Source organism: Microbacterium sp. Leaf320 (assembly GCF_001423485.1).
In the GTDB taxonomy this organism is placed as follows: domain Bacteria; phylum Actinomycetota; class Actinomycetes; order Actinomycetales; family Microbacteriaceae; genus Microbacterium.
Map to the genome: position 1 here is coordinate 68,336 of NZ_LMOD01000001.1, position 22,516 is coordinate 90,851.

Sequence of the window (22,516 nt, forward strand, 5' to 3'; positions counted from 1 at the left end):
CCAGCCGAGTACACAGGCCATGACGGAGTTGTTCATCGGCCTTGATGTACGACGGTATGAGCGTAATGTGTCGGCTCTGTTTCAACCAAGGCACGATCTGCTCACGGTGAGAACGATCCCATCACGAAGTTGCGAAATACCGACAGGTCACTCGTGGCGTCCTACGCGCGATGTCAGCGGGCGCAGGGAATTTCCTCGGGCTCCTCGCGCTTAGAATTGGTACACCCTCGCCCCAGATCGCGCCCGCAGGAGGACAATCCATGGACCAGCACGACCCCTTCGGCTTCGTCGGACTCACGTACGACGATGTGCTGCTCCTCCCGGGGCACACCGACGTCATCCCCAGCGAGGCCGACACCTCGTCACGGATCACTCGCCGTATCTCGGTCGCGACTCCGCTGCTCTCCAGCGCGATGGACACCGTGACCGAGTCGCGCATGGCGATCGCGATGGCACGCGAGGGCGGCATCGGCATCCTGCACCGCAACCTGTCGATCGCTGATCAGGCAGCTCATGTCGACCGTGTCAAGCGCAGTGAATCGGGCATGATCACCGACCCGATCACGACGACGCCGGACGCGACCGTCGAAGAGGTCGACGCGCTCTGCGCCAAGTACCGCATCTCGGGGCTCCCCGTCGTCGACGCCGACGGACGCCTCGTCGGCATCATCACGAACCGCGACATGCGCTTCGTCTCGGGCTTCGAGCGCCAGACCACGTTCGTGAAGGACGTCATGACGTCTGAGGGTCTCGTCACCGCGCCGGTCGGCGTCGCCGCAGGCGAGGTCATCGCCCTCTTCGCGCATCACCGCGTCGAGAAGCTGCCGCTCATCGATGAAGACGGCAAGCTCGCGGGCCTCATCACCATCAAGGACTTCGACAAGAGCGAGAAGTACCCGCTGGCCACGAAGGACGACCAGGGGCGTCTGCGCGTCGGTGCCGCGATCGGCTTCTTCGGCGATGCGTGGGAGCGTGCAGAGGCGCTGCGTGACGCGGGCGTCGACGTGCTCGTCGTCGACACCGCGAACGGTCAGTCCCAGGGCGTGATCGAACTCGTCAAGCGCATCAAGGCCGACGAGAGCTTCGCGCACATCGACGTCATCGGCGGCAACGTCGCGACCCGCGAGGGAGCTCAGGCGCTCGTCGATGCAGGCGTCGACGCCGTCAAGGTCGGCGTGGGCCCGGGCTCGATCTGCACGACGCGCGTCGTCGCCGGAGTCGGTGTGCCGCAGGTCACCGCCGTGTACGAGGCGTCGCTCGCCGCCCGTCCCGCCGGTGTTCCGGTGATCGCAGATGGGGGGCTGCAGTACTCGGGTGACATCGCCAAGGCGCTCGTCGCCGGCGCCGATGCCGTCATGCTCGGCTCGCTGCTGGCCGGCACCGACGAGTCGCCGGGCGAGATCGTGTTCCAGTCGGGCAAGCAGTTCAAGCAGTACCGCGGCATGGGATCGCTCGGAGCGATGCAGACCCGTGGCAAGCAGACCTCGTACTCGAAGGATCGCTACTTCCAGGCCGACGTGCCCAGCGACGACAAGCTGATCCCCGAGGGCATCGAGGGCCAGGTGCCCTACCGGGGCCCCGTGGCCGCTGTCGCATACCAGCTGGTCGGCGGGCTGCGACAGTCGATGTTCTACGTCGGCGCTCGCACCATCGAAGAGCTCAAGCAGCGCGGCAGGTTCGTGCGCATCACGGCTGCGGGGCTCAAGGAGTCGCACCCGCACGACGTGCAGATCGTGGTCGAGGCGCCGAACTACAAGCGCTGAGACGAATGAGAGGGGGCCGGATGCGACAGCATCCGGCCCCCTCTTCTGCGTGCGGTCAGCTGCAGGTGTAGGTGACGCCGTCGACCTGCCAGACGCCCGGGCCGAGCTCGGCGCACATCGAGAACAGGTTCGCGAACACCGTCACGAGCAGCACGATGCCGATGATCCACAGGACCGTGATCACCGCACCGACGATGATGCCCGCGATCGCGAGTCCCTTCGACGCCCCGGCCTTGCCGAGCTTGACGGCGGCGACGATGCTGAGGATGAGACCGAGCGGGGCGACCACGAACGCGAGGACGAGTCCGGCGATCGCGAGTCCGTTCCCGGCAGGCGCGGGCGGCGGGGTCGTATAGCCGGGGCCGGCGACCGGGTATGCGGCCGGGTTCGTGGACGGGTCCGCAGCCGGAGCCGCGCCGTCCCATGCCGGCGGGGTGTACTGCGAGTCTCCGGGCGGTGGCGGGTTCGTCATGGTCGCTCCGATCTGCGTGGGCGGTCGCTGGGGTGTCCGCGCTCGTAGCCGAGCGTACTGAGGCGCGCGCCGCGCGCGCCATCCCTCGCCCCAGGCCTTCCGCAGGTCCGCGCTGCGGCGTACGGTGCCGGTATGTGCCGCAACATCGTCCCCCTGAACAATCTCGAGCCCGCCGCCACAGACCATGAGTGCCACGACGCCGCGCTGCAGTTCGTGCGTAAGATCGCCGGAACCACCACCCCGTCCCGGGTGAACCAGGATGTGTTCGACCGTGCCGTCGAGGAGATCGCGCGCGCCACCAGAGAGCTCGTCGATGGTCTGACGACCACGGCGCCGCGCAAGAACCGAGAGGACGAGGCGACCAAACGACGTGCGCGTTCCGCGGAGCGGTACGAAGCGATCCGGGTGTTCCAGGAAGAGAAGCGGGCTGCGCGCACCGCATCCTGACGCAACCGGATGCCCGCGGAATCCTGCCGCACCGGGTGGGTATTCGATATGCCAGTATTTAGAGATACCCGCTCGATTTTCCTCGGGCTCCAGACGCGAAGGGCGTCGCGAGCCGCTTGCCGGAGCATGACCGGCAGGGAACCTCCCCATTGAGAGCTGCAGATATGCCTCAGGATGCACCCCGCGTCCTGGTCGTCGACGACGACCCTGACGTCGCCCTGCTCGTCAAGACCGTGCTCGAAAGGCGGGCCGGCTGCGAGGTGGTGGTGGCCGAGGACGGCCTCTCCGCCGTCGAACGCCTCGCACGCTTCACCCCTGACGTGGTCGTCACCGACATCGAGATGCCCGGTCTCGACGGCCTCGAGCTCCTGGCGGAACTCCGTCGGAAGGATCCGCTCGTCCCGGTCATCGTGATGACCGCGCACGTCTCGGTCGAGTATGCGGTCTCGGCTCTGCGAGCGCAGGCTGACGAGTTCCTGACCAAGCCGCTCGACAACGCGCGCCTGGTCGAGGCCGTCTCGCGACTCGCCGCCGAGGGGCGCGCCCGACGAGAGGCGAACCGCTCGCCGGAGGTGATCCTCGCCATCGGGGCTCATCCGGATGACGTCGAGATCGGGGTCGGTGGCATCCTCGCCGCTCACGCGCGCGCAGGCGACTCGATCACCGTGCTGACTCTCTCTCGCGGCTCACGCGGAGGAGACGCCGAGAGCCGTCAGCACGAGTCGCTGGCATCGGCCGACATGCTGGGCGCCCGCCTCTTTCTCAAGGATCTCGTCGACACGGAGATCTCCGGCGGCGGCGCGACGGTGCGTCTGATCGAAGAGGTCGTTCAGGAGGTGCGACCGACGATCGTCTACACGCACTCCAGCCATGACCGCCACCAGGACCACCGGGCTGTGAGCGAGGCGACGATCGCCGCCACCAGGCGGGTGGGCACGGTCGCCTGCTATCAGAGCCCCTCGTCGACGATCGACTTCCGGCCGACCCGCTTCGTCCGCATCGACCAGGACCTCCCCCAGAAGCTCCGGCTGCTCGAGTGCTTCGCCTCGCAGACCGCGATGCGGGACTACCTCGAGCCCGACTTCGTGACCGCCACCGCCCGATACTGGTCGCGTTTCGGCGGGGGAGTGGCCGTCGAGCCGCTCGAGGTCGTGCGCGAGACCGCCGAGTTCATCGGCGCCCACGAACTCGCACGGCGGGAGAGCTGATGTCTGCACGCGTACTGGTGACCGGCGCGGGAGGTCCCGCCGGAGTCGCCGTGATCCGCTCCCTCCTGCGTCGCTCCGACCTCGAGGTCTTCGCCGCGGACATGGACGGATGGGCGAGCGGCATCTATTTGGTGCCCCCGACGCATCGTCGTCTCGTGCCTCCGGGGCGAGATGCGGACTTCGTGCCGGCGATCTCGCGGATGGTGGCCGAAGACCGGCTCGACCTCGTGATCTCGACCGTCGACGTCGAGCTGATCGCGCTGGCCGGCCGCCGCGACGAGCTCGCGCCCGCCGTGCTCGCAGCTCCATCCCAGGACACGCTCTCGGTGGCGCTCGACAAGATGCTGCTCGCCGAACGCTGCGAGTCCACCGGTCGCACTCCGCGCACGGTGCTCGCCGGGGCTGACGCGGCCGCCGCCGACTGGGAGTTCCCGGTCTTCGCCAAGCCCCGTCAGGGCGCGGGCAGCCGGGGCATCCGGATGGTGCCCGATCGCGCCGCGCTCGAGTCGCTGCCGCTGGACGAGGGACTCATCGTCCAGGACTACCTTCCGGGCGAGGAGTACTCGGTCGACGTGATCGCGGATGCTGCCGGCGCCGTCGTCGCCGCCGTACCCCGCACCCGCGCCAGAGTCGACTCGGGCGTGGCCATCGCCGGCCGCACCGTGCACGACCCCGAGCTCGAGGAGACCGCCGCTGCCATCGCGCGGGCCATCGGTCTCGTCGGCGTCGCCAACGTGCAACTCCGCCGTGACCGCGAGGGTCGGGCCGTGCTGCTCGAGGTCAACCCGCGGTTCCCCGGAGCGCTTCCGCTCACCATCGCGGCAGGGGTGGACATCCCCTCGCTCGTCGCGGACCTGTTCCTCGGGCGGGACATCCCCTCGAGCATCCCGTTCCGCGAGGTCGCCTCCGTGCGCTTCCTCGAAGACATCATCGTCGAGGTCGACGAGGTGCTCGTGTCCGCGCACGCCGGGCATCAGGAGGAGCTGTGACCCACGCCCTGCTGCGAGGCGATCACCACGTCCACTCGACGTTCTCGGACGATGCCGTCTCGACGCTCGCCGAGAACGTCACGGCCGCATCCGTCGCGGGTCTTGAGACGCTCCGCCTCGTCGATCACGTCCGCCGCACCACCACGTGGGTGCCCGAATACCTCAGCGCGGTGCGCGCCCTGCGCGTTCCCGAGGGGCTCACGGTCCTGACCGGCGTGGAGGCGAAGATCCTGGATGCTTCGGGCGCGCTCGACATCCCCGTGCTGCCCGCGGGGATCGATCGCATCCTGATCGCCGACCACCAGTTCCCGGGCATCGAGGGGCCGCTCGGCCCGAGTGCCGTCCGCGAGCGGATCGCCGCCGGCTGGGGCACGGAGGATGCACTCGACCAGCTGGTGTCCGCGCTGATCGCCGCCATGCGCCGCCACCCGGGCAATCAGCTGGCGCACTGCTTCTCCCTCCTCCCGAAGATCGGGCTGGCCGAAGGCGACCTCGGCGCGGAACGGGTCGCCGCCTGGGCGAAGGCCGCCGCAGAGACCGACACGATGGTCGAGGTGAACGAGAAGTGGGGGTGCCCCGGCATCCCCCTGCTCGATGCCCTGCGTGATGCGGGAGCCGAGCTCGTCGCCTCCACCGACAGCCACGTGGCGTCCGAGGTGGGGCGCTATTCACGCGTCGCCGAGCTCCTGGGCGAGCGGGAGGCGCAGTGCTGATGCCGGAGCTCACCTGGGTCGAGACCGTCGTGGTCGTCATCCTGCTGATCTGCGTGTTCGTCGGAACGCTTCCCGTCGTCAACACGGGCCTGCAGTTCCTCGTGCTGCCCCTGCACGCGGTCCGCAATCACTACGGCAAGGCTGCTCCGTATCGCCCTCGCATCGCCGTGCTGATCCCCGCCTGGAACGAGGGCCTGGTGCTCGGCCAGGCGATCGACCGACTGACGCAGCTGGAGTATCCGGCGGATCGACTCCGGATCTTCGTGATCGATGACGCGTCGACCGATGACACCCCCGCGGTCGTGGCGGCGAAGGCCCAGGCGTACCCCGGTCGCGTCGTGCACCTGCGCCGCGACCAGGGCGGCCAGGGCAAGGCGCACACGCTGAACCACGGTCTCGAGATCGTCCTCGCGGATGAGTGGACCGAGGCCGTGCTGATCATGGACGCCGACGTCATCTTCGCGCGCGACTCGCTGCGCAAGATGAGCAGGCACCTCGCCGACGAGAAGGTCGGGGCGGTCACCGCGTACATCGCCGAGGGCAGCCGAGACCGCAACTATCTGACGCGCTTCATCGCGATCGAGTACGTGATCGGCCAGCTCTCGGCGCGCCGGACCCAGAACGTGGGCGGCGCGATCGCGTGCCTCGCCGGCGGTGCGCAGTTGCACTCGCGCGCGAACCTCGAGGCGATCGGCGGTCGAATCCCGACCGGCACGCTCGCCGAGGACACCATGACGACGTTCGAGGGGCAGCTCGCCGGCCGACGCATGGTCTTCGAGCCGCACGCGGTCGTTCTCGCCGAGGAGCCCCGCACGATCGACAGCCTCTGGAAGCAGCGACTGCGGTGGGCGCGAGGCAACGTGCAACTGACGTCGATCTATCGCACGCTGTGGTTCCGCCCCAGCCGGGTGCACAATCTGGGGAGCTTCTCGTTCGGGCTCGCGTGGTTCACGATCCTGCTCCTCCCGGCCTTCATGATCCTCGCGGCATCCGCCCTCCTCGTGCTGCTGGTCCTGCACAGCGACATCGCCGAGTTCGTGTTCCGCTTCATGTGGATCGCGGCCGCCTGCATCTACCTCTTCTCGATGCTCTATGCGGTGCAGCTGGATCCGCGGATCGGGCGTCAGTCGTGGCGTGAAGCCCTGATGTTCCCGGGGCTCGGTGCATTGATCCTGATGGCCATAGCCCTGTTCCCCTGGCTGTTCGATGCGGGGCTGAGCGAGCTCGGACTCGCGGTCACCGACCAGACCCGATTCACATGGGCGATCATCTTCTACCTCTGGGGCCCGATCTCGATGCTCGGCATCTGGCTCGCGCGCACCGTCGAGCCGCTCCCCGGCGGACGGTTCTTCGCCGGGCTGCTGCTGTACGTGTGCGGATACGGATCGCTGCTCTGCGCCATCACCGTCGATTCGTACATCAAGGAATGGCGTCACGCCGACGCCGCATGGATAAAGACCGAGAAGATCGGACGGGTCGACTCATGACCGAAGCACCTTCGCGCAGCGGCGAGGAGGAGGAGATCGCGACGGACGCCCGCCGCGAGAAGCTCCTCATCCCGCAGGCGCTCCTCGCTCTCGGCATCGTCGTCGTGATCGTCATCGTGCGAGAGCTGTTCCTGCGATGAGCGAGCGGCCGCTGGCTCTCGTCGTCGAGGACACCGCGGATCAGCGGGACCTCCTGCAGCGGTACCTCGATCGTGAGGGGTTCGACGTGTTCGCGGCGATCGACGCCGAGACCGCGATCGCCGCTTTCCCGGACATCAGCCCGGCCGTCGCGGTGATCGACCTCCTGCTGCCGGGCATCACCGGCGAGGAGTGCTCTCGTCGCGTACGTGACCGGTTCCCCGACTGCTTCCTGATCGTGAGTTCGGTGCTCGACGTCGCCGACTACCCCGAGGCTGACGGGGCCCTGCCCAAGCCGATCGTCGGAGCAGACCTGCGCAGACTCCTCCGCGGGGTACCGCGATGACGACGAGCACGGTGATGCAGGCGTCGATGGAACGCGGGTGGCGCCGCTACTTCGACAATCCGACGCCGTTGATGAAACAGGGGCCGACAGCGATAGCCGTCGGCGTAGCCGCGCTCCTGATGTGGGCGATTCCGGGGGTACCCGTCACCGACGCGGTCGTCGCGATCACCGGCATCCTCGCGGTCGCCGCGGTCACGGCGCTGGCCGTCGTCCTCTCCGCTCGCGGGGTGTACGACGGGTGGGTCGTGATGCTGATCCCGATCGTCAGCATCCTCGGTATCGGCGCGCTGCGTGCAGGCACCGGCGGAGCGACGTCGCTCTTCTCCTCGCTCGTGCTCCTGCCTGTGATCTGGATCGCCGCATCTCCCGGTCGCAAGCAGGTCCTCATCGTCGGGATCTTCACCTCGATCGCCCTGTTGATGCCGAACATCATCGATCCGCCTGAGGACTCGGCAGCCTGGCTGCGCGGCATCATCGGCCCGCTCGTGTTCGCGACGGTGGGCGCGATCGTCAACGAGCTGTCCCGACTGCAGCGATTGCGCACGTCGCAAGCCGAGGCGCTCGTCGCCGAGCGGACCGCCGCACTCGTCGCGAACCAGGCGATGCTCGAGAAGCTCAGCGCCAGCGAGCAGCAGTACCGCGGCCTGTCGGAGTCGTTCACGAGCCTGTGGAACTCGATCACCGGGCAGGCGGTCATCGCCACCGACAACTGCGGCACGATCAGCGCATGGAACCCCGGCGCCGTGCGTCTGCTAGGCATGCCCGTGCGCGAGGCACTCGCCGAGGTGCGTGTCGACCGGTTCTTCGAGCCCACGGTGCTCGCGCAGTTCGCCCCGCAGGGTGCGGAGCGCACCGAGGACGGACTGCACCCCGGACTGCGGGCGCTGTTCGACGAGGCCGACTCGGGGCTGTCGGTCGACTCGCACATCGACGTCACGACGGTCGGCGGATCCTCTGTGCCCGCGCGTATGACGGTGTCGCCGTACCAGGACTCGGACGGCTCCAGACACGGCTACCTGCTCGTGATCACCGATGAGACTCGGGCGGTCGAGGTCGCGCGCATGAAGGACGAGTTCGTCGGCATGATCTCGCATGAGCTCCGCACACCGTTGAGCGCGATCATCGGGTTCCTCGATCTGCTGCAGAACGACCCGGCGCAGCCGCTCACGACCGATCAGCAGGAGTTCGTCGGGATCATCGAGCGCAACGCGCAGAGGCTGCTCAATCTCGTGGGAGACCTCCTCTTCACCGCTCAGGTCGAGTCCGGCAGGTTCCCGCTCGAGCGCCGCGAGGCCGACGTCGTCGAGCTCGTGCGCAACGCCGTGGAGTCCGCCGGACCCCATGCGCAGCGCGAGGGGATCGAGATCGTCGCGGAGGTGCCGACCGCTCCTGTGCGTCTGTCGATCGACTCGGGGAGGATCGGTCAGGCGCTCGACAACCTCCTCTCGAACGCGATCAAGTTCACGGGCTCCGGCGGGAGGGTCACGGCGAGCGTGCGGATGCTCGACGGAGCGGTCGAGCTCGCGGTCAGGGACACCGGCGTCGGGATCCCTGAGGACGAGCAGGGAATGCTGTTCACACGTTTCTTCCGTGCATCGACGGCGACGCAGAACGCGGTCCCCGGGGTGGGGCTCGGGCTCACGATCACCCGGGCGATCATGCTCGCCCACGGCGGGTCCATGGACGTGACGAGCAAGGAGGGTGTCGGCACCGAGTTCCGGATGCTCCTTCCCGCCGCCCCTCGCACAGAAGCCATCCAGGTCGTCCGGTAGGTGCGATCTACCACCGGCCGGCTTACTGATATCCTGATCGGCTCGCCATGCGGGCGGAAGGACGGCCACGCACGGTGGGATATATCGATGTAGCTGGGGTCTCGCTGACCCTCCCCGACGGCAGACCGCTACTGGACGAAGCGACGTTCCGCGTCGGATCCGGTTCGACGAGCGCTCTGATCGGACCGAACGGCGCAGGCAAGACGACGTTGCTCCGCATCATCCGCGGCGATCAGGCGGCGGACTCCGGTGTCGTCACGATCGACGGCGGCCTCGGAGTCATGGATCAGTTCGTCGGACACGGTGAAGCAGGCCAGACCGTTCACGAGCTGCTGGTGCGCGTCGCACCTCGACGGATCCGGCAGGCGGCGGAAGCGCTCGAAGCAGCCGAGAACGCGCTGATCGAGCGGGATGAGCACGACACCCAGATGGCGTATGCGACGGCGATCGCCGAGTACGCGGACGCCGGCGGATACGAGCACGAGACGATCTGGGACCAGTGCACGGTGGCAGCCCTCGGGGTGCCCTACGACCGAGCGCGCTTCCGCGAGCTGACCACGCTCTCGGGAGGCGAGCAGAAGAGGCTCGCGCTCGAGGCGCTGCTGCGCGGCCCAGACGAGGTGCTGCTTCTCGACGAGCCCGACAACTACCTCGACGTGCCGACCAAGCGCTGGCTCGAGGAGCAGCTGCGGCAGACCCCGAAGACCGTGCTTCTCGTGTCGCACGACCGCGAGCTCCTCGCACGCGCCGTCGACCGGCTCGTCACGCTCGAACCGGGAGGCGCCGGGGCGTCTGCGTGGGTGCACGGCGGCGGCTTCGCGACGTATCACCAGGCGCGCAGCGACCGGATGGACCGCCTCGACGAGCTGCGTCGGCGGTGGGACGAGCAGCACGAGAAGCTGCGCATCCTGGTCGCGAATCTCAAGGTGAAGGCCTCGGCGAACGACGGGTTCGCCTCGAGATACCAGGCTGCCCAGACCCGTCTCCGCAAGTTCGAAGAGGCGGGGCCGCCGGAGGAGCGGCCTCCTGCCCAGGAGTTCGACATGCGCCTGCGCGGTTCGCGCACCGGAAAGCGCGCGGTCGTCGCTGAGCGGTTGGAGCTCACAGGGCTGATGCGGCCCTTCGACGCCGAGGTCTGGTACGGCGATCGTGTCGCCGTGCTGGGATCCAACGGCTCGGGCAAGTCGCACTTCCTCCGCCTGCTGGCCCGGGGTGGAAGCGACCCGGACTCGACCCTCGGCCATGTGACCTCGACGGGGGAGCAGCTCTCCGAGGTGGCGCACTCCGGCCGAGCGGTCCTCGGTGCGCGGGTGGTTCCCGGTCTCTTCGCGCAGACGCACGCGCACCCGGAGTTCGTGGGGCGCACGCTGCTCGAGATCCTGCACCGCGGTGACGAACGACGTGCGGGGATGCCGCGGGATGCCGCGAGTTCGGCGCTCGACCGCTACGGGCTCGTGCGTCAGGCTCAGCAGACCTTCGAATCACTGTCCGGAGGGCAGCAGGCACGTTTCCAGGTGCTGCTCCTCGAGCTCTCCGGCGCGACTCTGCTTCTGCTCGACGAGCCGACCGACAACCTCGACATCGAGTCGGCGGAGGCGCTCGAAGACGCGCTGGCGCGCTTCGAAGGCACTGTGCTCGCGGTCACGCACGACCGCTGGTTCGCGCGGTCGTTCGATCGTTTCCTCGTGTTCGGGTCGGACGGGGAGGTGTACGAGGCGGGCGCCCCCGTGTGGGACGAACGTCGCGTCGCGCGGTCCCGCTGAGTCCCGGCTCAGGGGAGGCGGAAGGGCTCGGCTGCGAGTTCCGTCGGGTCGAGCGCGAGGTCGGTGAGGGTGGCGCCCACTCCCGGTGCGAACTTGAATCCGTGCCCCGAGAAGCCCGCGCCCACCACGATCCGTCCCCGTCGATCGAGCACGAAGGCGCTGTCGTCCGTCGAGGTGTAGGTGCAGCTGATCGGGACGGCGGATGCCGGGTCGAGGCCGGGCAGCCACTCGCGCACGTAGTCGGCGAGCGCATCGGCGTGGGTCGTGAGGTGCGGGCGCGCATCGGGGTCGACCACATCGCCGACCCGGTGGAACCCGACCTTGACGCCCTCTCCCGGAGTCGGCATGCCGTACACCGTAGCCGGATAGCGGTCGGGGTCGACGTAGTGGTTGAACGACGGCCAGGCCGATCCGTCGACGGGCCGGAAGTGGGCGGGCGTCTCCTCGGTGACGTCGAGCCGGGGGAGTCGGATGCCTGGGAGCATCCTCTCGGTCCAGGCGCCCACCGTGACGACGGCGACCTCGGCGTGGATCCGCTCGTCGGCGAGCACGAGTTCGACACCGGCATCCGTTTCGTCGATCCGCGCGACCGGGGTCTCCCAGCGCACCTCACCTCCCGCGTCGACGATGCGTCGCTCGAGTTCCCGCAGAGCGGCGGATGCTCGGGCCACCCCCGCGTCTCGGGAGAACAGCACCGGATCGGCGAATCGCATGCCCGGCCAGCGGGACGACGCCTCGGAGGGGGACAGGATCTCGGCGTGGATGCCCCGCTCATGGAGGCGGTGCTCGACCGAGGACACGTCGAGATCGCCGTGCGTGACCAGACCGTGCAGGCGCAGCAGAGGCTCGCCGTCGACCCGGCCGAGGGCGTCCCAGCCGTCCCGCGCACGGACGAGCAGATCGAGGTAGTGCTCCTCGTCGTAGGCGTTGTTGAAGTTGCGCGTCGCCCCGTGCGAGGCTCCTTCGCGATGCCCGCGCGCGAAGCGCTCGAACACCACCGGTCGATGACCGCGTCTGGTCAGCTCCCACGCGGTGGCGAGCCCCATCACGCCGCCTCCGACGACGGCGATCTCCACGGCATCCGCCGACATACTGCCTCCTGACCTCCCTCCCAGTGTCCCAGCCGTCGGTACCTCCGCGTGCGCCCGGTAGTCTGGAGTGGTGACCATGGAGATCGAGCTCGGCCGAGGCAAGCGCGCACGCCGCGCGTACACGTTCGACGACATCGCGGTGGTGCCGTCGAGGCGCACGCGCAACCCTGAGGATGTGTCGACCGCCTGGACGATCGACGCCTTCGGCTTCGGCATCCCGGTGCTGGGCGCCCCGATGGACTCCGTCGTGAGTCCGCAGACGGCGATCATGCTGGGCCAGCTCGGCGGTCTGGGTGTGCTAGACCTCGAGGGCCTGTGGACCCGGTACGAGAACCCCGAGCCGCTGCTCGCCGAGATCGCCGGTCTCGACGAGGGCCAGGCGACCGCGCGGATGCAGCAGCTGTACGCCGAGCCGATCAAGCCCGCCCTCATCACGCAGCGCCTCGCCGAGATCCGCGAGGCCGGTGTGACCGTCGCGGGCTCCCTGACCCCGCAGCGCACGCAGGAGTTCTACGACACCGTCGCCGCTGCAGGCGTCGATCTGTTCGTGATCCGCGGCACGACGGTCTCGGCCGAGCACGTGTCGAGCGTCGACGAGCCGCTGAACCTCAAGAAGTTCATCTACGACCTCGACGTGCCGGTGATCGTCGGCGGCGCAGCCACCTACACGGCCGCGCTGCACCTGATGCGCACGGGCGCTGCCGGCGTGCTCGTCGGCTTCGGCGGGGGAGCGGCATCGACCACCCGCGCCACGCTCGGCATCCACGCGCCGATGGCGACGGCCGTCTCGGATGTCGCGGCTGCTCGTCGCGACTACCTCGACGAGTCGGGCGGACGCTACGTGCACGTGATCGCCGACGGTGGGGTCGGCACGTCGGGCGACATCGTCAAGGCGCTCGCGATGGGAGCGGACGCCGTCATGCTCGGTGTCGCGCTCGCCCGTGCCACCGACGCACCCGGCCGCGGCTTCCACTGGGGCCCCGAGGCGCACCACCCGAAGCTTCCGCGCGGTCGCCGCGTCGAGGTCGGCGGCATCGGCACCCTGGAGGAGATCCTCTACGGTCCCGCACCCGTCGCCGACGGCACGGCGAACCTGATCGGCGCGCTCCGCAAGTCGATGGCCACCACCGGATACTCCGACCTCAAGGAGTTCCAGCGGGTCGAGGTCGTCCTCGCACCCTACGAGGCCTGAGGCTCCGCTCGTCACCGTGACTTCACCCGCACTGTTCCCACCGACCCTTCGCGAGGTCATGCTCCGGGGACGCTGGATCGGGATGCTCGTGCTGTGCCTGGTCGTCGCCGGCGTGTTCGCCTGGCTCGGTCAGTGGCAGCTGGAGCGCGCGATCGAGACCGACCCACCGCCCGCGGGCGTGACCGAGGAGGTGCGTCCGCTGACCGATGTGGTCGAGCCGGGCGTCTACCTGCCTGAGCCGCTCGTCGGTCAGAAGGTCGAGACGTCGGGCACCTGGGTTCCGGATGACTTCCTCGTGGTGTCGAGCCGCTTCAACGACGACGTCGAGGGCTTCTGGGTCACCGGTCAGCTGCGGGTCGCCGACCGCACCTCGATCGCCGTGGCGATCGGCTGGACGGCCGACCGCGGCGTCGCCGATGACGCCGTCGCGAAGCTGAACGCGGGCGAGGCGGAGGCCTCGATCACCGGACGCCTCATCTCGGATGAAGGCCCAGCGGTTCCGCCCAAGGACGACCCGCAGCGCATGGACAAGATGTCCACCGCCGCGCTGCTCAGCCACTGGCACGACATCGATCAGCTCGACGTCTATCGGCCGTACCTCGCATCGCAGACGGCTGCGGCCGGCCTGTCGGACATCTCCTCGCCGGCGCCCGACGAGATATCGCCGGTGAACTGGCTCAACGTCTTCTACGCGGTCGAGTGGGCGATCTTCGCGGGCTTCGCGTTCTACCTCTGGTACCGACTCGCCAAGGACGCCTGGGAGCGCGAGGTCGAGGAGTTCGAAGACGCCGTGGCGGGCGAGTCGGCCTGATCCCGACGCGCTTCTGCGCGCGGCCCTGTGCGCATCCGAGCGCGGAAGCACGCGATATTCCACCTTCGTCAGGGGTCTTTTCCGACGTTCGGTGAGGGCTTGGTTACCAATCGGAAAACTCCGTTGAGGTTGTCCGAGGGCCTCCGTATGCTCGCTCACATGTGCGTCAGCTGAGAGCGCGCAGCCACGGTTTCACGAGAGCCGTCGCCAGACCATACCCGAGGAGACAACACAGATGATGTCCGCTCCCGACGCCGTGAACCGCGAGGTTCCGGGGTCAGATCGCAGAAGTCGGGGGCGTCTCGGCGTCCTCGCCGCCACCTGCGTCGCAGCTCTCGGCGCCAGCGCCCTGATCGCAGCGCCCGCATCCGCCGACGTCGCAGGGACGGGGGTGGTCATCAACGAGGCGTACCTCTCCGGAGGCAGCGCAGGCGCCGCATTCACGAACAAGTTCGTCGAGCTCTACAACCCCACCGCGGCGCCCGTCACCCTCGACGGACTCTCGCTGCAGTATCGATCGGCGACGGGTACGGGCGCCTCCAACGGCGTCGCGCCGCTGACCGGCGTCATCCCGGCAGGCGGCCACTACCTCGTGCAGGCCGGCAGCAACGGGGCCAACGGCGCCGCTCTGCCGACGGCCGACGCGGTGAGCACCCTCAACCCGAGCGGCACCAACGGCACGCTCGCCCTCGTGAACGGCACCGCGGCGGTCACGCTGACCCCCGGCTCGGTCACAGGCGTCGACGGGGTCGTCGACGTACTCGGCTACGGCACCTCGAACACGTTCGAGACCACGGCGGCGACGCCGCCCGCCGGCAACACCGACGTCAAGTCGCTCAACCGCACGGACGGCAAGGACACCGACGACAACCGGGCGGACTTCAGCCTCTCGGCGACCATCACTCCGCAGAACACCGGCACGGTACCCGACCCCGACCCCGAGCCGGAGCCCGACCCGACCGCGGTGTCCATCGCCGAGGTGCAGGGCACGACCGACGTCTCGCCGCTGAACGGTCAGACCGTCACGGTCGAGGGCGTGGTCACGGCCGACCATCGCACCGGCGGCTACAAGGGCATCGTCATCCAGACCCAGGGGGCCGGCGGCGAGACCGACGCGACGCCCGGTGCGTCCGACGGCGTCTTCGTCTTCCTCAACGCGCTGGCCCCGACCCTCGAGATCGGCGACCTCGTCTCGGTCACGGGGTCCGCGAGCGAGTACTTCGGTCAGACGCAGATCAACCCCGCTGCTCTGTCTGCCATCTCCGTGGTGCAGGCGGGTGTCGGGGTGCCCGCGCTCACGCCGCTTCCCGACACGGTCGAAGGAGCGGACCGCGAGCAGTACGAGAACATGTACGTCGCGCCCGCCGGTACGTACCGCGTCGCATCGAGCCACCAGCTCTACAACTTCGGTTCGCTGTGGCTGAACGCCGGAGCCGATCTGAACGTCAAGAGCACCGAGCTCGTGCGTCCGGGAGCAGAGGCCACGGCGATCGCCGCGGCGAACCGCGCCAACCGGATCCTCCTCGACGACGGCTGGTCGATCCAGGTCACGAACAGCGGTCACCCGAACGATCAGCCCTACTTCACGAAGGACCTCGTCGTCCGCAACGGCGACACCGTCGACTTCAGCGACAACGGATACGTGCTGCAGTACGGCTTCGACGACTGGCGTCTGCAGCCGGTCGTGCCGATCGACAGCACCTCGTCCGACGACCTGAAGGTGGGCTTCGCGGCGACGAACCCGCGCAGCGAGTCTGCACCGACAGTGGGCGGCGACGTGCAGGTCGCGTCGTTCAACGTCTTCAACTACTTCACGACGCTCAAGAGCGAGAACTCGAACGCTCGGGGCGCGGCGAACGCGGCTCAGTTCGAGATCCAGAAGTCCAAGATCGTCGCGGCGATCAACGGACTCGACGCCGAGATCGTCTCCCTCATGGAGATCGAGAACTCGATCAAGCTCGGCGGCTCGCTCGACGAGGCGCTGGCCGACCTGGTCGACGGACTCAACGACGCGCTGGGCAGCGAGGAGTGGGACTACGTCCGCACCCCCGACGAGCTGAACGATTCGGCGACGACCGACTTCATCACGAGCGCGATCATCTACAAGAAGGATGCCGTCGAGACGGTGGGCGACAGCCTGACCGTGACCGACGAGACCGTGTGGGGCAACGCCCGCGAGCCGATCGCCCAGGCGTTCGACATCGACGGCCGCGTCGTTACCGTGGTGGCCAACCACTTCAAGTCGAAGTCGGCGCCCGAGGGCGGTGGCGCGGAGCCGGCCGATGGCCAGGGGTTCTTCAACGCCGATCGTGTGAAGCAGGCGAACTCGCTCAAGGGCTTCACCGAGACGATCGAGGAGACCACCGGCAGCAGCGACATCCTGCTGATCGGCGATTTCAACGCGTACGCCAAGGAAGACCCGATCGAGGTCTTCACGACGGCGGGCTGGAGCGATGTCGCTCGCGAGAAGGCCCCCGACCAGCACACCTACACGTTCGACGGCGAGCTCGGCTCGCTCGACCACGTGCTGGCATCCCCGTCGCTGGCCGCATCGATCACGGGTGCGGGTGTGTGGAGCATCAACTCTCCGGAGTGGAGCGACCGCGGCTACGCGTTCGGCGCCACCGAGGCGGGCACGCCCTTCCGCTCGAGTGACCACGACCCGATCATCGTCGGCGTCTCGTCGGAGATTCCGCCGGTGAGCATCGACATCGTCACGATGAACGATTTCCACGGCCGGATCGAGGCCGACGGTGCTGCCGCAGGCGCGGCGGTCGTCGCCGGAGCAGTGCAGCAGTTCCGCTCTGAGAACCCGAACACGATCTTCGCCGGTGTCGGCGACCTGATCGGCGCGTCGACGTTCACCTCGTTCATCAACGACGACAACCCCACGATCGACGCGCTCAACGCTGCCGGTCTCGACGTCAGCGCGGCAGGAAATCACGAGTTCGATCAGGGCTGGGAGGACCTGCGCGACCGCGTGCAGGACCGCGCGGACTGGGAGTACATCTCGTCGAACGTGTTCGTGACCGAGACCGGCGAGCCCGCGCTCGCCCCGGCCTGGGTCAAGGAACTCGACGGCGTGCGCGTCGGCTTCGTCGGAGCGGTGACCGAGGACCTCGATTCGCTGGTGTCCCCTGAGGGCATCGCGGACCTCGAGGTGCGCAGCATCGTCGACTCGGTGAACGCCGTCGCCGACGACCTCCGCGACGGGGACGCATCCAACGGCGAGGCGGATGTCGTCATCCTCCTCGTTCACGAGGGCGCGTCCAGCTCCGAACTGTCGAGCATCACTCCGGAATCGCCGCTGGGCGAAATCGTCTACGGGGTCGATCAGGACGTCGACGCGATCGTGTCGGCGCACACGCACCTCGCGTACAACCACGTCATCGACGGGCGTCCGGTCATCTCGGCCGGTCAGTACGGCGAGAACCTGGGTCTCATGAACCTGCAGGTCGATCCGAAGACCAAGGATCTGATCTCGATCACCAACGAGATCAAGCCGCTCACGGCCGCAGGTCAGCCGCTCTACCCGGCGGTTCCGGAGGTGGCTGACATCGTCGCGAAGGCGAAGGCCGACGCAGACGTTCTCGGTGCGGTGAAGGTCGGAGACATCACCGCCGACTTCAACCGTGCTCGCCAGACGAACGGGTCGGAGAACCGCGGTGGCGAGTCCACCATCGGCAACTTCGTGGCCGACGTGCAGAAGTGGTCTACCGGGGCGGACATCGCGCTGATGAACCCGGGCGGCATCCGCGCAAACCTCACGTACGCCTCGTCGAACGCGAGCGACCCGAACGGCAACGTCACCTACCGCGAGGCGGCGACGGTGCAGCCGTTCGCCAACACGCTGGTGACGCTGACCCTCACCGGTGCGCAGTTGAAGGGCGTTCTCGAGGAGCAGTGGCAGCCGGCAGGCTCTGCTCGTCCGTTCCTCAAGCTCGGCGTCTCGGAGGGGCTCGTCTACACGTACGACCCCGCCGCAGCGCAGGGCTCGCGGGTCACGTCGATCACGCTCAACGGGACCGCGATCGATCCGGCGGCGAACTACACGGTCGCAGCCAACTCGTTCCTCGCCGCAGGTGGAGACAACTTCTTCACCTTCAAGGAGGGCGCGGGCAAGCGCGACACCGGGAAGATCGATCTTCAGTCGATGGTCGATTGGTTCGACGCCAACAAGACCGCGACCCCCGACCTCGCACAGCGTGCCGTGGGTGTCTCGGTCAGCGCGCCGGATGCCGACGGCTACAGCGCCGGCGACCAGGTGACGGTCGCGCTCTCGTCGCTGGCGTTCAGTGCGGGGGAGCAGGCACCCGGTGAGGTGTCGCTGTCGCTCGCCGGCACGCAGCTCGCCGCAGGGGCTGTCGATCCGACGATCGTCGACACCACCGACGAGGTGGGGCGCGCGTCGCTCAGCTTCACGGTTCCCTCTGGCGTCTTCGGAGAGCAGCTGCTCACCGTCGCCGTCGCAGGTACCGGCACCACGGTGCAGGTGCCGTTCACGATCGCGGGTGAGGAACCGGCGGAGTTCGCGGGTTCCATCGACCTCGGTTCGTCGAAGGTCGCCGCAGGCAAGAAGCTGACGATCACCGGTGAGGGCTACGAGCCGGGAGAGACCGTGACGGTCGAGCTGCGACCCAAGAAGGGTGCGGCCACCGAGGTCGGCACTGTTCAGGTCACGGCGGACGGCACCTTCTCGACCTCGGTAACCGTGCCGAAGAGCACCCAGCCCGGCAAGTACACCGTCGCGGTCGCTCAGGCCGACGGAGACGAGGCCACGGCCACCGTCACCGTGAACCGCGCAGGCGGGATCGGCGGCATCATCGGCGGCATCCTCGACTGGCTGTGGGACCTCCTGAACGGGTGGTTCTGACGCCGTCGGGCGTGTGACGCAGGCATGACAGAGGCGAAGGCCGTCGGGAACTCTCCCGGCGGCCTTCGTCGTGCGTGCGAGCGGTCCGACCCGGTCAGGCGGTGATGACCTCGACCTCGGCCTGCGCGAGAGCGGCCCCGAAAGCGGATTCCGGGGGAGTGTCCGTGACCAGGTAGTCGGCCCGGTCGAGCGTGGTCACCTGGGCGAACAGACGCCGGCCGAACTTCGAGGAGTCGGCGAGGATGGCGGTGCGATCGGCGCGCTGGATCATCTCGGCCATCATGTTCGCATCCCCCATGTTCGACGTCGAGAAGCCGGCCTCGTCGATGGCACCCACGGCGATCATCGCCAGATCGCAGCGGATGTCGACCTCGGGTCCGCCCGGGGTCATCGTGAACGTGACGGGCCCGGTGGTGGCCTGGGTGATAGCCCGCACCGCGCCACCGAACACATAGAGGTCGCGGAAGGCGGAGGGGGAGATCTCGGCAGGGATCCGCAGGTTGTTCGTCGCGATCGTGAGGTCGCGGTGGTTCCGCAGGGCGCGGGCGAGAGCCAGGGTCGTGGTCCCGGCGTTGAGCATGACGACGGCCCCGTCGTCGATCAGGCCCGCCGCGAGGCGCGCGATCTTCTCCTTCTCCTCGGTCTGCAGCCGAAGGCGGACGTCGAGTGCGCGGTCCTTGAGCTGCCCCTCGGCGCTGACCGCTCCGCCGTGCGTGCGGATGACGACGCCTTCGCGATCGAGCTGGTCGAGATCGCGGCGGATCGTGTCGATGGAGACGTGAAAGTGCTCGGCGAGGCCACCGACAGTCACTTCTCCCACCTGCTCGACGTAGGAGGCGAGATCCGCCTTCCGACCCGCCGGGAGGCGGCGCTTGGGCGACGGTGCAGTTGCTTCCATGCACACATCTCTAGCACAGAGAAGCGGGAAAGTCGGCAGAGTCCAGCAGAAAACTGCAGATCGAATGCGGCGGCGATGTGCCGCGCAGTGCCCGCCGTGGCAGGGATGTGCAGAGAGATCTGTGATTACATCCATCGAATAGTGCAAAGAAGTGCTTGACGTTCTTGCAAATGGCGGCATAATATTGCTCAAAACCGCACGAACAAGCATCGAAGCGCGTGTGCGGCACGATCTCGAAGAGGAGAAGTGATGATCACAGTGGGGCGAGGGCGACGCATTCTGAAGCTCGCCGGCGCAGCGACGGCGGCCGTGACGGTCCTGGCCGTGGCAGGGTGCGCGGCAGGCGACAGCGGAACGGATGGAGGAGACGGCGGAGACGTCACCATCGAGTTCGCACAGTGGTGGGAGCCCGAGCTCCCCGACGGTGAGTTCCGGGCGCTCATCGACGAGTTCGAAGACGCCAACCCGGGCATCACGGTCAAGCTCGTGAGCGGCCCGTACGCATCGACCAAGGAGCAGCTGTTCGCAGGGGCGGCATCCGGCACCATGCCGGACGTCGTCGGACTCGACGGCGCGTGGGTCAACGACTTCGCCTCGCAGGGCGTCATCGCAGACCTGACCGCCCTGATGAAGGAGAACGACTACGACGACAGCGAACTGGCGAGCCAGATCCAGGTCGACGGCAGCACCTACATGATCCCGGTCGTGAACTTCGTCTACCCGATGTTCACGAACGACACTCTGCTGGCAGACGCGGGCGTCTCAGCGCCGCCCACCACCCGCACGGAGTTCGCGGATGCCGCATCGAAGGTCGCGGCCCTCGGCGGCGACGTCTCGGGCTGGGTGCTCCCGCTCTCGCTCGAAGCGCCGAACGGCGTGCAGAACGATGTCATGTCATGGGTGTGGGCGTCGGGCGGATCGATGTTGAAGGACGGTCAGCCCGATCTGACCAACGGCGACGTCACGTCGGCGGTCGAGTTCATCGGCGGCATGTGGGATGACGGCTCGATCGCCTCCGGTTCCTTCACCATGAAGGAGCAGGACAAGGTCGAGGAGTTCACCAACGGTCGCGTCGGCATGATGATCGACTCGCTCGCGCACATCAACCTGATCCGTGAGACGAACCCCGACCTGACCTTCTCGATCTCGGCGCTCCCTGCCGAGGACGGCTACGACGGCGAGCGGGGCATCCCCTACGCATCCTGGGGCATCGGCGTGGCCGAGAACTCGGAGCACAAGGACGCCGCGTTCAAGCTGGTCGAGTTCCTGATGAGCGAGCAGACCAACTCCGAGCTCTCGACGATGGCGAATGCCTTCCCCGGCAACTCGAAGTCGGTTCCCGGATTCGTCGAGGACGACGAGCTGTTCGCCGAGGCGTTCGAGATCTACCAGGCGGGATACCCGGCGAACGAATTCACCGGACTCCCCGTTGCGGAGGATCTGATGCGTCAGCTCGGTGAGCAGCTGCAGTCGGCCTTCGATGGTCAGCAGTCGATCGACGACGCGCTCAAGAAGGCGCAGGAGAGCTGGAAAGCGGAGTTCTGACCTCCCGCTTCCCGAATGAACGGGGTGCCGCATCGCGACCGATGCGATGCGGCACCCGACCAACCAAGGAGCCATGCTTCCCATGAGTCTGAGAACATCCGACGACACCGAGGTGATCGTCACCGGGGTCTCGATGTCGCGTCGTCGGCGGCAGCTGCGCAAGACCACCGAGTCGTACGCCTTCCTCTCGCCGACGATCATCCTGCTCTTCGTCCTCATGATCGTGCCGATCGTCATGGTGATCGGGTACTCGTTCCAGGACAACGTGATCCTGAACAAATCGCCCGAGTTCGTCGGGATCGGCAACTACGTCGAGATCCTGTCGGACCCGCGCTTCTGGAAGGCCACCGGCAACACGATCCTCTTCACGGTGACCAGCGTGGTCGCGCACCTGGTGCTCGGACTCGCCTTCGCGATGATGCTGAACAGTCCGCTGCTCGGCCGCTTCTCGCGTTCCTTCTTCCGCGCGCTCTACGTGCTGCCGTGGCTCTTCACGGTCGCCGTCATCGCCGTGCTGTGGCGCATGCTCCTCGCCCCGAACGGCGTCGTGAACTTCCTGCTCAACACCGACATCGAATGGCTCGCCTCGCCGCAGCTCGCGCTCGGGACGATCATCTTCATCAACATCTGGGCCGGGTACCCCTTCTTCATGGTGAGCCTGCTGGCGGGCCTCCAGGGCATCCCGAACGAGCTGAACGAGGCCGCGACCGTCGACGGCGCGGGTGCGGTGCAGCGGTTCTGGAACGTCACCGTCCCTCAGCTCCGGCCGATCATCGTCAGCCTCGTCCTGCTCGATCTCATCTGGACCTCTCAGCAGTTCGCCCTCATCTGGATGACCACCGGCGGCGGACCGATCGACGTGACCGAGGTCCTCAGCACCTTCACCTACAAGCTCGCCTTCGCCAAGTACGACTTCTCGCTCGCGGCCACCTCCGCCGTGCTCGTCCTGCTGATGTCGATGGTGCTCGCCGTCTTCTACGTCCGTCACCAGAAAGCGAGGGACTGACC

18 protein-coding genes are annotated in these 22,516 nt (G+C 67.9%); 15 read left to right on the forward strand and 3 right to left on the reverse strand.

Translation table 11 applies throughout. From position 1 onward, the window contains the following. Positions 1–260: 260 nt before the first annotated feature. Positions 261–1,763, forward strand: coding sequence for an IMP dehydrogenase (gene guaB / locus ASF63_RS00365; RefSeq protein ID WP_056508342.1), 1,503 nt, complete (start codon positions 261–263; stop codon positions 1,761–1,763). 55 nt (positions 1,764–1,818) lie between these two features. Here the strand turns inward: guaB and ASF63_RS00370 are convergent, their stop codons facing one another. Continuing rightward, positions 1,819–2,235 (reverse strand): DUF4190 domain-containing protein, encoded by a 417-nt coding sequence (locus ASF63_RS00370; RefSeq protein WP_056508345.1) that lies wholly within the window; start codon positions 2,233–2,235, stop codon positions 1,819–1,821. A 132-nt stretch (positions 2,236–2,367) separates the two neighbouring features. On the opposite strand from ASF63_RS00370, the gene ASF63_RS00375 reads away from it, so the two are divergent. The 9 genes from ASF63_RS00375 (at position 2,368) to ASF63_RS00410 (ending at position 11,098) form a co-directional block, all read left to right on the forward strand. Continuing rightward, complete coding sequence (locus tag ASF63_RS00375; RefSeq protein ID WP_056508347.1) at positions 2,368–2,682, forward strand: DUF2277 domain-containing protein; 315 nt, start codon at positions 2,368–2,370, stop codon at positions 2,680–2,682. 164 nt (positions 2,683–2,846) lie between these two features. Then, entirely contained in the window at positions 2,847–3,890 is a 1,044-nt protein-coding gene (locus ASF63_RS00380; protein ID WP_056508349.1) for a response regulator, read from the forward strand. Next, positions 3,890–4,879: an ATP-grasp domain-containing protein gene (locus ASF63_RS00385; protein WP_056508351.1), complete on the forward strand. Its 990-nt coding sequence runs from the start codon at positions 3,890–3,892 to the stop codon at positions 4,877–4,879. Before ASF63_RS00380 ends, ASF63_RS00385 begins: the two co-directional genes overlap by 1 nt. After that, entirely contained in the window at positions 4,876–5,592 is a 717-nt protein-coding gene (locus tag ASF63_RS00390) for a PHP domain-containing protein (protein WP_056508353.1), read from the forward strand. The genes ASF63_RS00385 and ASF63_RS00390 overlap by 4 nt, the downstream gene beginning before the upstream one ends. After that, positions 5,592–7,079 (forward strand): glycosyltransferase family 2 protein, encoded by a 1,488-nt coding sequence (locus ASF63_RS00395; RefSeq protein ID WP_056510063.1) that lies wholly within the window; start codon positions 5,592–5,594, stop codon positions 7,077–7,079. Before ASF63_RS00390 ends, ASF63_RS00395 begins: the two co-directional genes overlap by 1 nt. Beyond that, the gene (locus ASF63_RS19260) at positions 7,076–7,219 is read left to right on the forward strand and encodes a hypothetical protein (protein ID WP_200933947.1); all 144 of its coding nucleotides are present in this window, start codon (positions 7,076–7,078) and stop codon (positions 7,217–7,219) included. The genes ASF63_RS00395 and ASF63_RS19260 overlap by 4 nt, the downstream gene beginning before the upstream one ends. Further along, positions 7,216–7,563: a response regulator gene (locus tag ASF63_RS00400; RefSeq protein WP_056508355.1), complete on the forward strand. Its 348-nt coding sequence runs from the start codon at positions 7,216–7,218 to the stop codon at positions 7,561–7,563. The genes ASF63_RS19260 and ASF63_RS00400 overlap by 4 nt, the downstream gene beginning before the upstream one ends. Then, positions 7,560–9,335, forward strand: coding sequence for a sensor histidine kinase (locus ASF63_RS00405; protein WP_235560656.1), 1,776 nt, complete (start codon positions 7,560–7,562; stop codon positions 9,333–9,335). The genes ASF63_RS00400 and ASF63_RS00405 overlap by 4 nt, the downstream gene beginning before the upstream one ends. Before the next feature lie 74 nt (positions 9,336–9,409). Beyond that, a complete protein-coding gene (locus tag ASF63_RS00410) occupies positions 9,410–11,098 on the forward strand; it encodes an ABC-F family ATP-binding cassette domain-containing protein (RefSeq protein WP_056508357.1) in 1,689 nt (562 codons plus the stop codon). Between the two features lie 8 nt (positions 11,099–11,106). Here the strand turns inward: ASF63_RS00410 and ASF63_RS00415 are convergent, their stop codons facing one another. Beyond that, entirely contained in the window at positions 11,107–12,189 is a 1,083-nt protein-coding gene (locus ASF63_RS00415) for an FAD-dependent oxidoreductase (RefSeq protein ID WP_056508359.1), read from the reverse strand. Between the two features lie 76 nt (positions 12,190–12,265). On the opposite strand from ASF63_RS00415, the gene ASF63_RS00420 reads away from it, so the two are divergent. The 3 genes from ASF63_RS00420 (at position 12,266) to ASF63_RS00430 (ending at position 19,065) form a co-directional block, all read left to right on the forward strand. Then, positions 12,266–13,381, forward strand: a complete 1,116-nt coding sequence (locus tag ASF63_RS00420; protein WP_056508361.1) for a GuaB3 family IMP dehydrogenase-related protein — start codon at positions 12,266–12,268, stop codon at positions 13,379–13,381. 58 nt (positions 13,382–13,439) lie between these two features. Beyond that, complete coding sequence (locus tag ASF63_RS00425) at positions 13,440–14,192, forward strand: SURF1 family protein (RefSeq protein WP_082477757.1); 753 nt, start codon at positions 13,440–13,442, stop codon at positions 14,190–14,192. A gap of 235 nt (positions 14,193–14,427) precedes the next feature. After that, positions 14,428–19,065 carry an ExeM/NucH family extracellular endonuclease gene (locus tag ASF63_RS00430; protein WP_056508366.1) on the forward strand — a complete coding sequence of 1,546 codons (4,638 nt, stop codon included), beginning with the start codon at positions 14,428–14,430 and terminating at the stop codon, positions 19,063–19,065. Positions 19,066–19,159: 94 nt separating this feature from the next. Here the strand turns inward: ASF63_RS00430 and ASF63_RS00435 are convergent, their stop codons facing one another. Further along, the gene (locus ASF63_RS00435) at positions 19,160–19,963 is read right to left on the reverse strand and encodes a DeoR/GlpR family DNA-binding transcription regulator (RefSeq protein ID WP_056508369.1); all 804 of its coding nucleotides are present in this window, start codon (positions 19,961–19,963) and stop codon (positions 19,160–19,162) included. Between the two features lie 249 nt (positions 19,964–20,212). Between ASF63_RS00435 and ASF63_RS00440 the strand changes: the two genes are divergently transcribed. Further along, positions 20,213–21,508, forward strand: coding sequence for an ABC transporter substrate-binding protein (locus ASF63_RS00440; protein WP_056508371.1), 1,296 nt, complete (start codon positions 20,213–20,215; stop codon positions 21,506–21,508). A gap of 82 nt (positions 21,509–21,590) precedes the next feature. Then, positions 21,591–22,514 (forward strand): carbohydrate ABC transporter permease, encoded by a 924-nt coding sequence (locus tag ASF63_RS00445; RefSeq protein ID WP_056510066.1) that lies wholly within the window; start codon positions 21,591–21,593, stop codon positions 22,512–22,514. Positions 22,515–22,516: the final 2 nt, after the last annotated feature.

Coding starts and splice junctions, on each gene's coding strand:
- guaB (WP_056508342.1), top strand. CDS start 261: ATGGACCAGCACGACCCCTTCGGCTTCGTCGGACTCACGTACGACGAT.
- ASF63_RS00370 (WP_056508345.1), bottom strand. CDS start 2,235: ATGACGAACCCGCCACCGCCCGGAGACTCGCAGTACACCCCGCCGGCA.
- ASF63_RS00375 (WP_056508347.1), top strand. CDS start 2,368: ATGTGCCGCAACATCGTCCCCCTGAACAATCTCGAGCCCGCCGCCACA.
- ASF63_RS00380 (WP_056508349.1), top strand. CDS start 2,847: ATGCCTCAGGATGCACCCCGCGTCCTGGTCGTCGACGACGACCCTGAC.
- ASF63_RS00385 (WP_056508351.1), top strand. CDS start 3,890: ATGTCTGCACGCGTACTGGTGACCGGCGCGGGAGGTCCCGCCGGAGTC.
- ASF63_RS00395 (WP_056510063.1), top strand. CDS start 5,592: ATGCCGGAGCTCACCTGGGTCGAGACCGTCGTGGTCGTCATCCTGCTG.
- ASF63_RS19260 (WP_200933947.1), top strand. CDS start 7,076: ATGACCGAAGCACCTTCGCGCAGCGGCGAGGAGGAGGAGATCGCGACG.
- ASF63_RS00400 (WP_056508355.1), top strand. CDS start 7,216: ATGAGCGAGCGGCCGCTGGCTCTCGTCGTCGAGGACACCGCGGATCAG.
- ASF63_RS00405 (WP_235560656.1), top strand. CDS start 7,560: ATGACGACGAGCACGGTGATGCAGGCGTCGATGGAACGCGGGTGGCGC.
- ASF63_RS00415 (WP_056508359.1), bottom strand. CDS start 12,189: ATGTCGGCGGATGCCGTGGAGATCGCCGTCGTCGGAGGCGGCGTGATG.
- ASF63_RS00420 (WP_056508361.1), top strand. CDS start 12,266: ATGGAGATCGAGCTCGGCCGAGGCAAGCGCGCACGCCGCGCGTACACG.
- ASF63_RS00425 (WP_082477757.1), top strand. CDS start 13,440: ATGCTCCGGGGACGCTGGATCGGGATGCTCGTGCTGTGCCTGGTCGTC.
- ASF63_RS00430 (WP_056508366.1), top strand. CDS start 14,428: ATGATGTCCGCTCCCGACGCCGTGAACCGCGAGGTTCCGGGGTCAGAT.
- ASF63_RS00435 (WP_056508369.1), bottom strand. CDS start 19,963: ATGGAAGCAACTGCACCGTCGCCCAAGCGCCGCCTCCCGGCGGGTCGG.
- ASF63_RS00440 (WP_056508371.1), top strand. CDS start 20,213: ATGATCACAGTGGGGCGAGGGCGACGCATTCTGAAGCTCGCCGGCGCA.
- ASF63_RS00445 (WP_056510066.1), top strand. CDS start 21,591: ATGAGTCTGAGAACATCCGACGACACCGAGGTGATCGTCACCGGGGTC.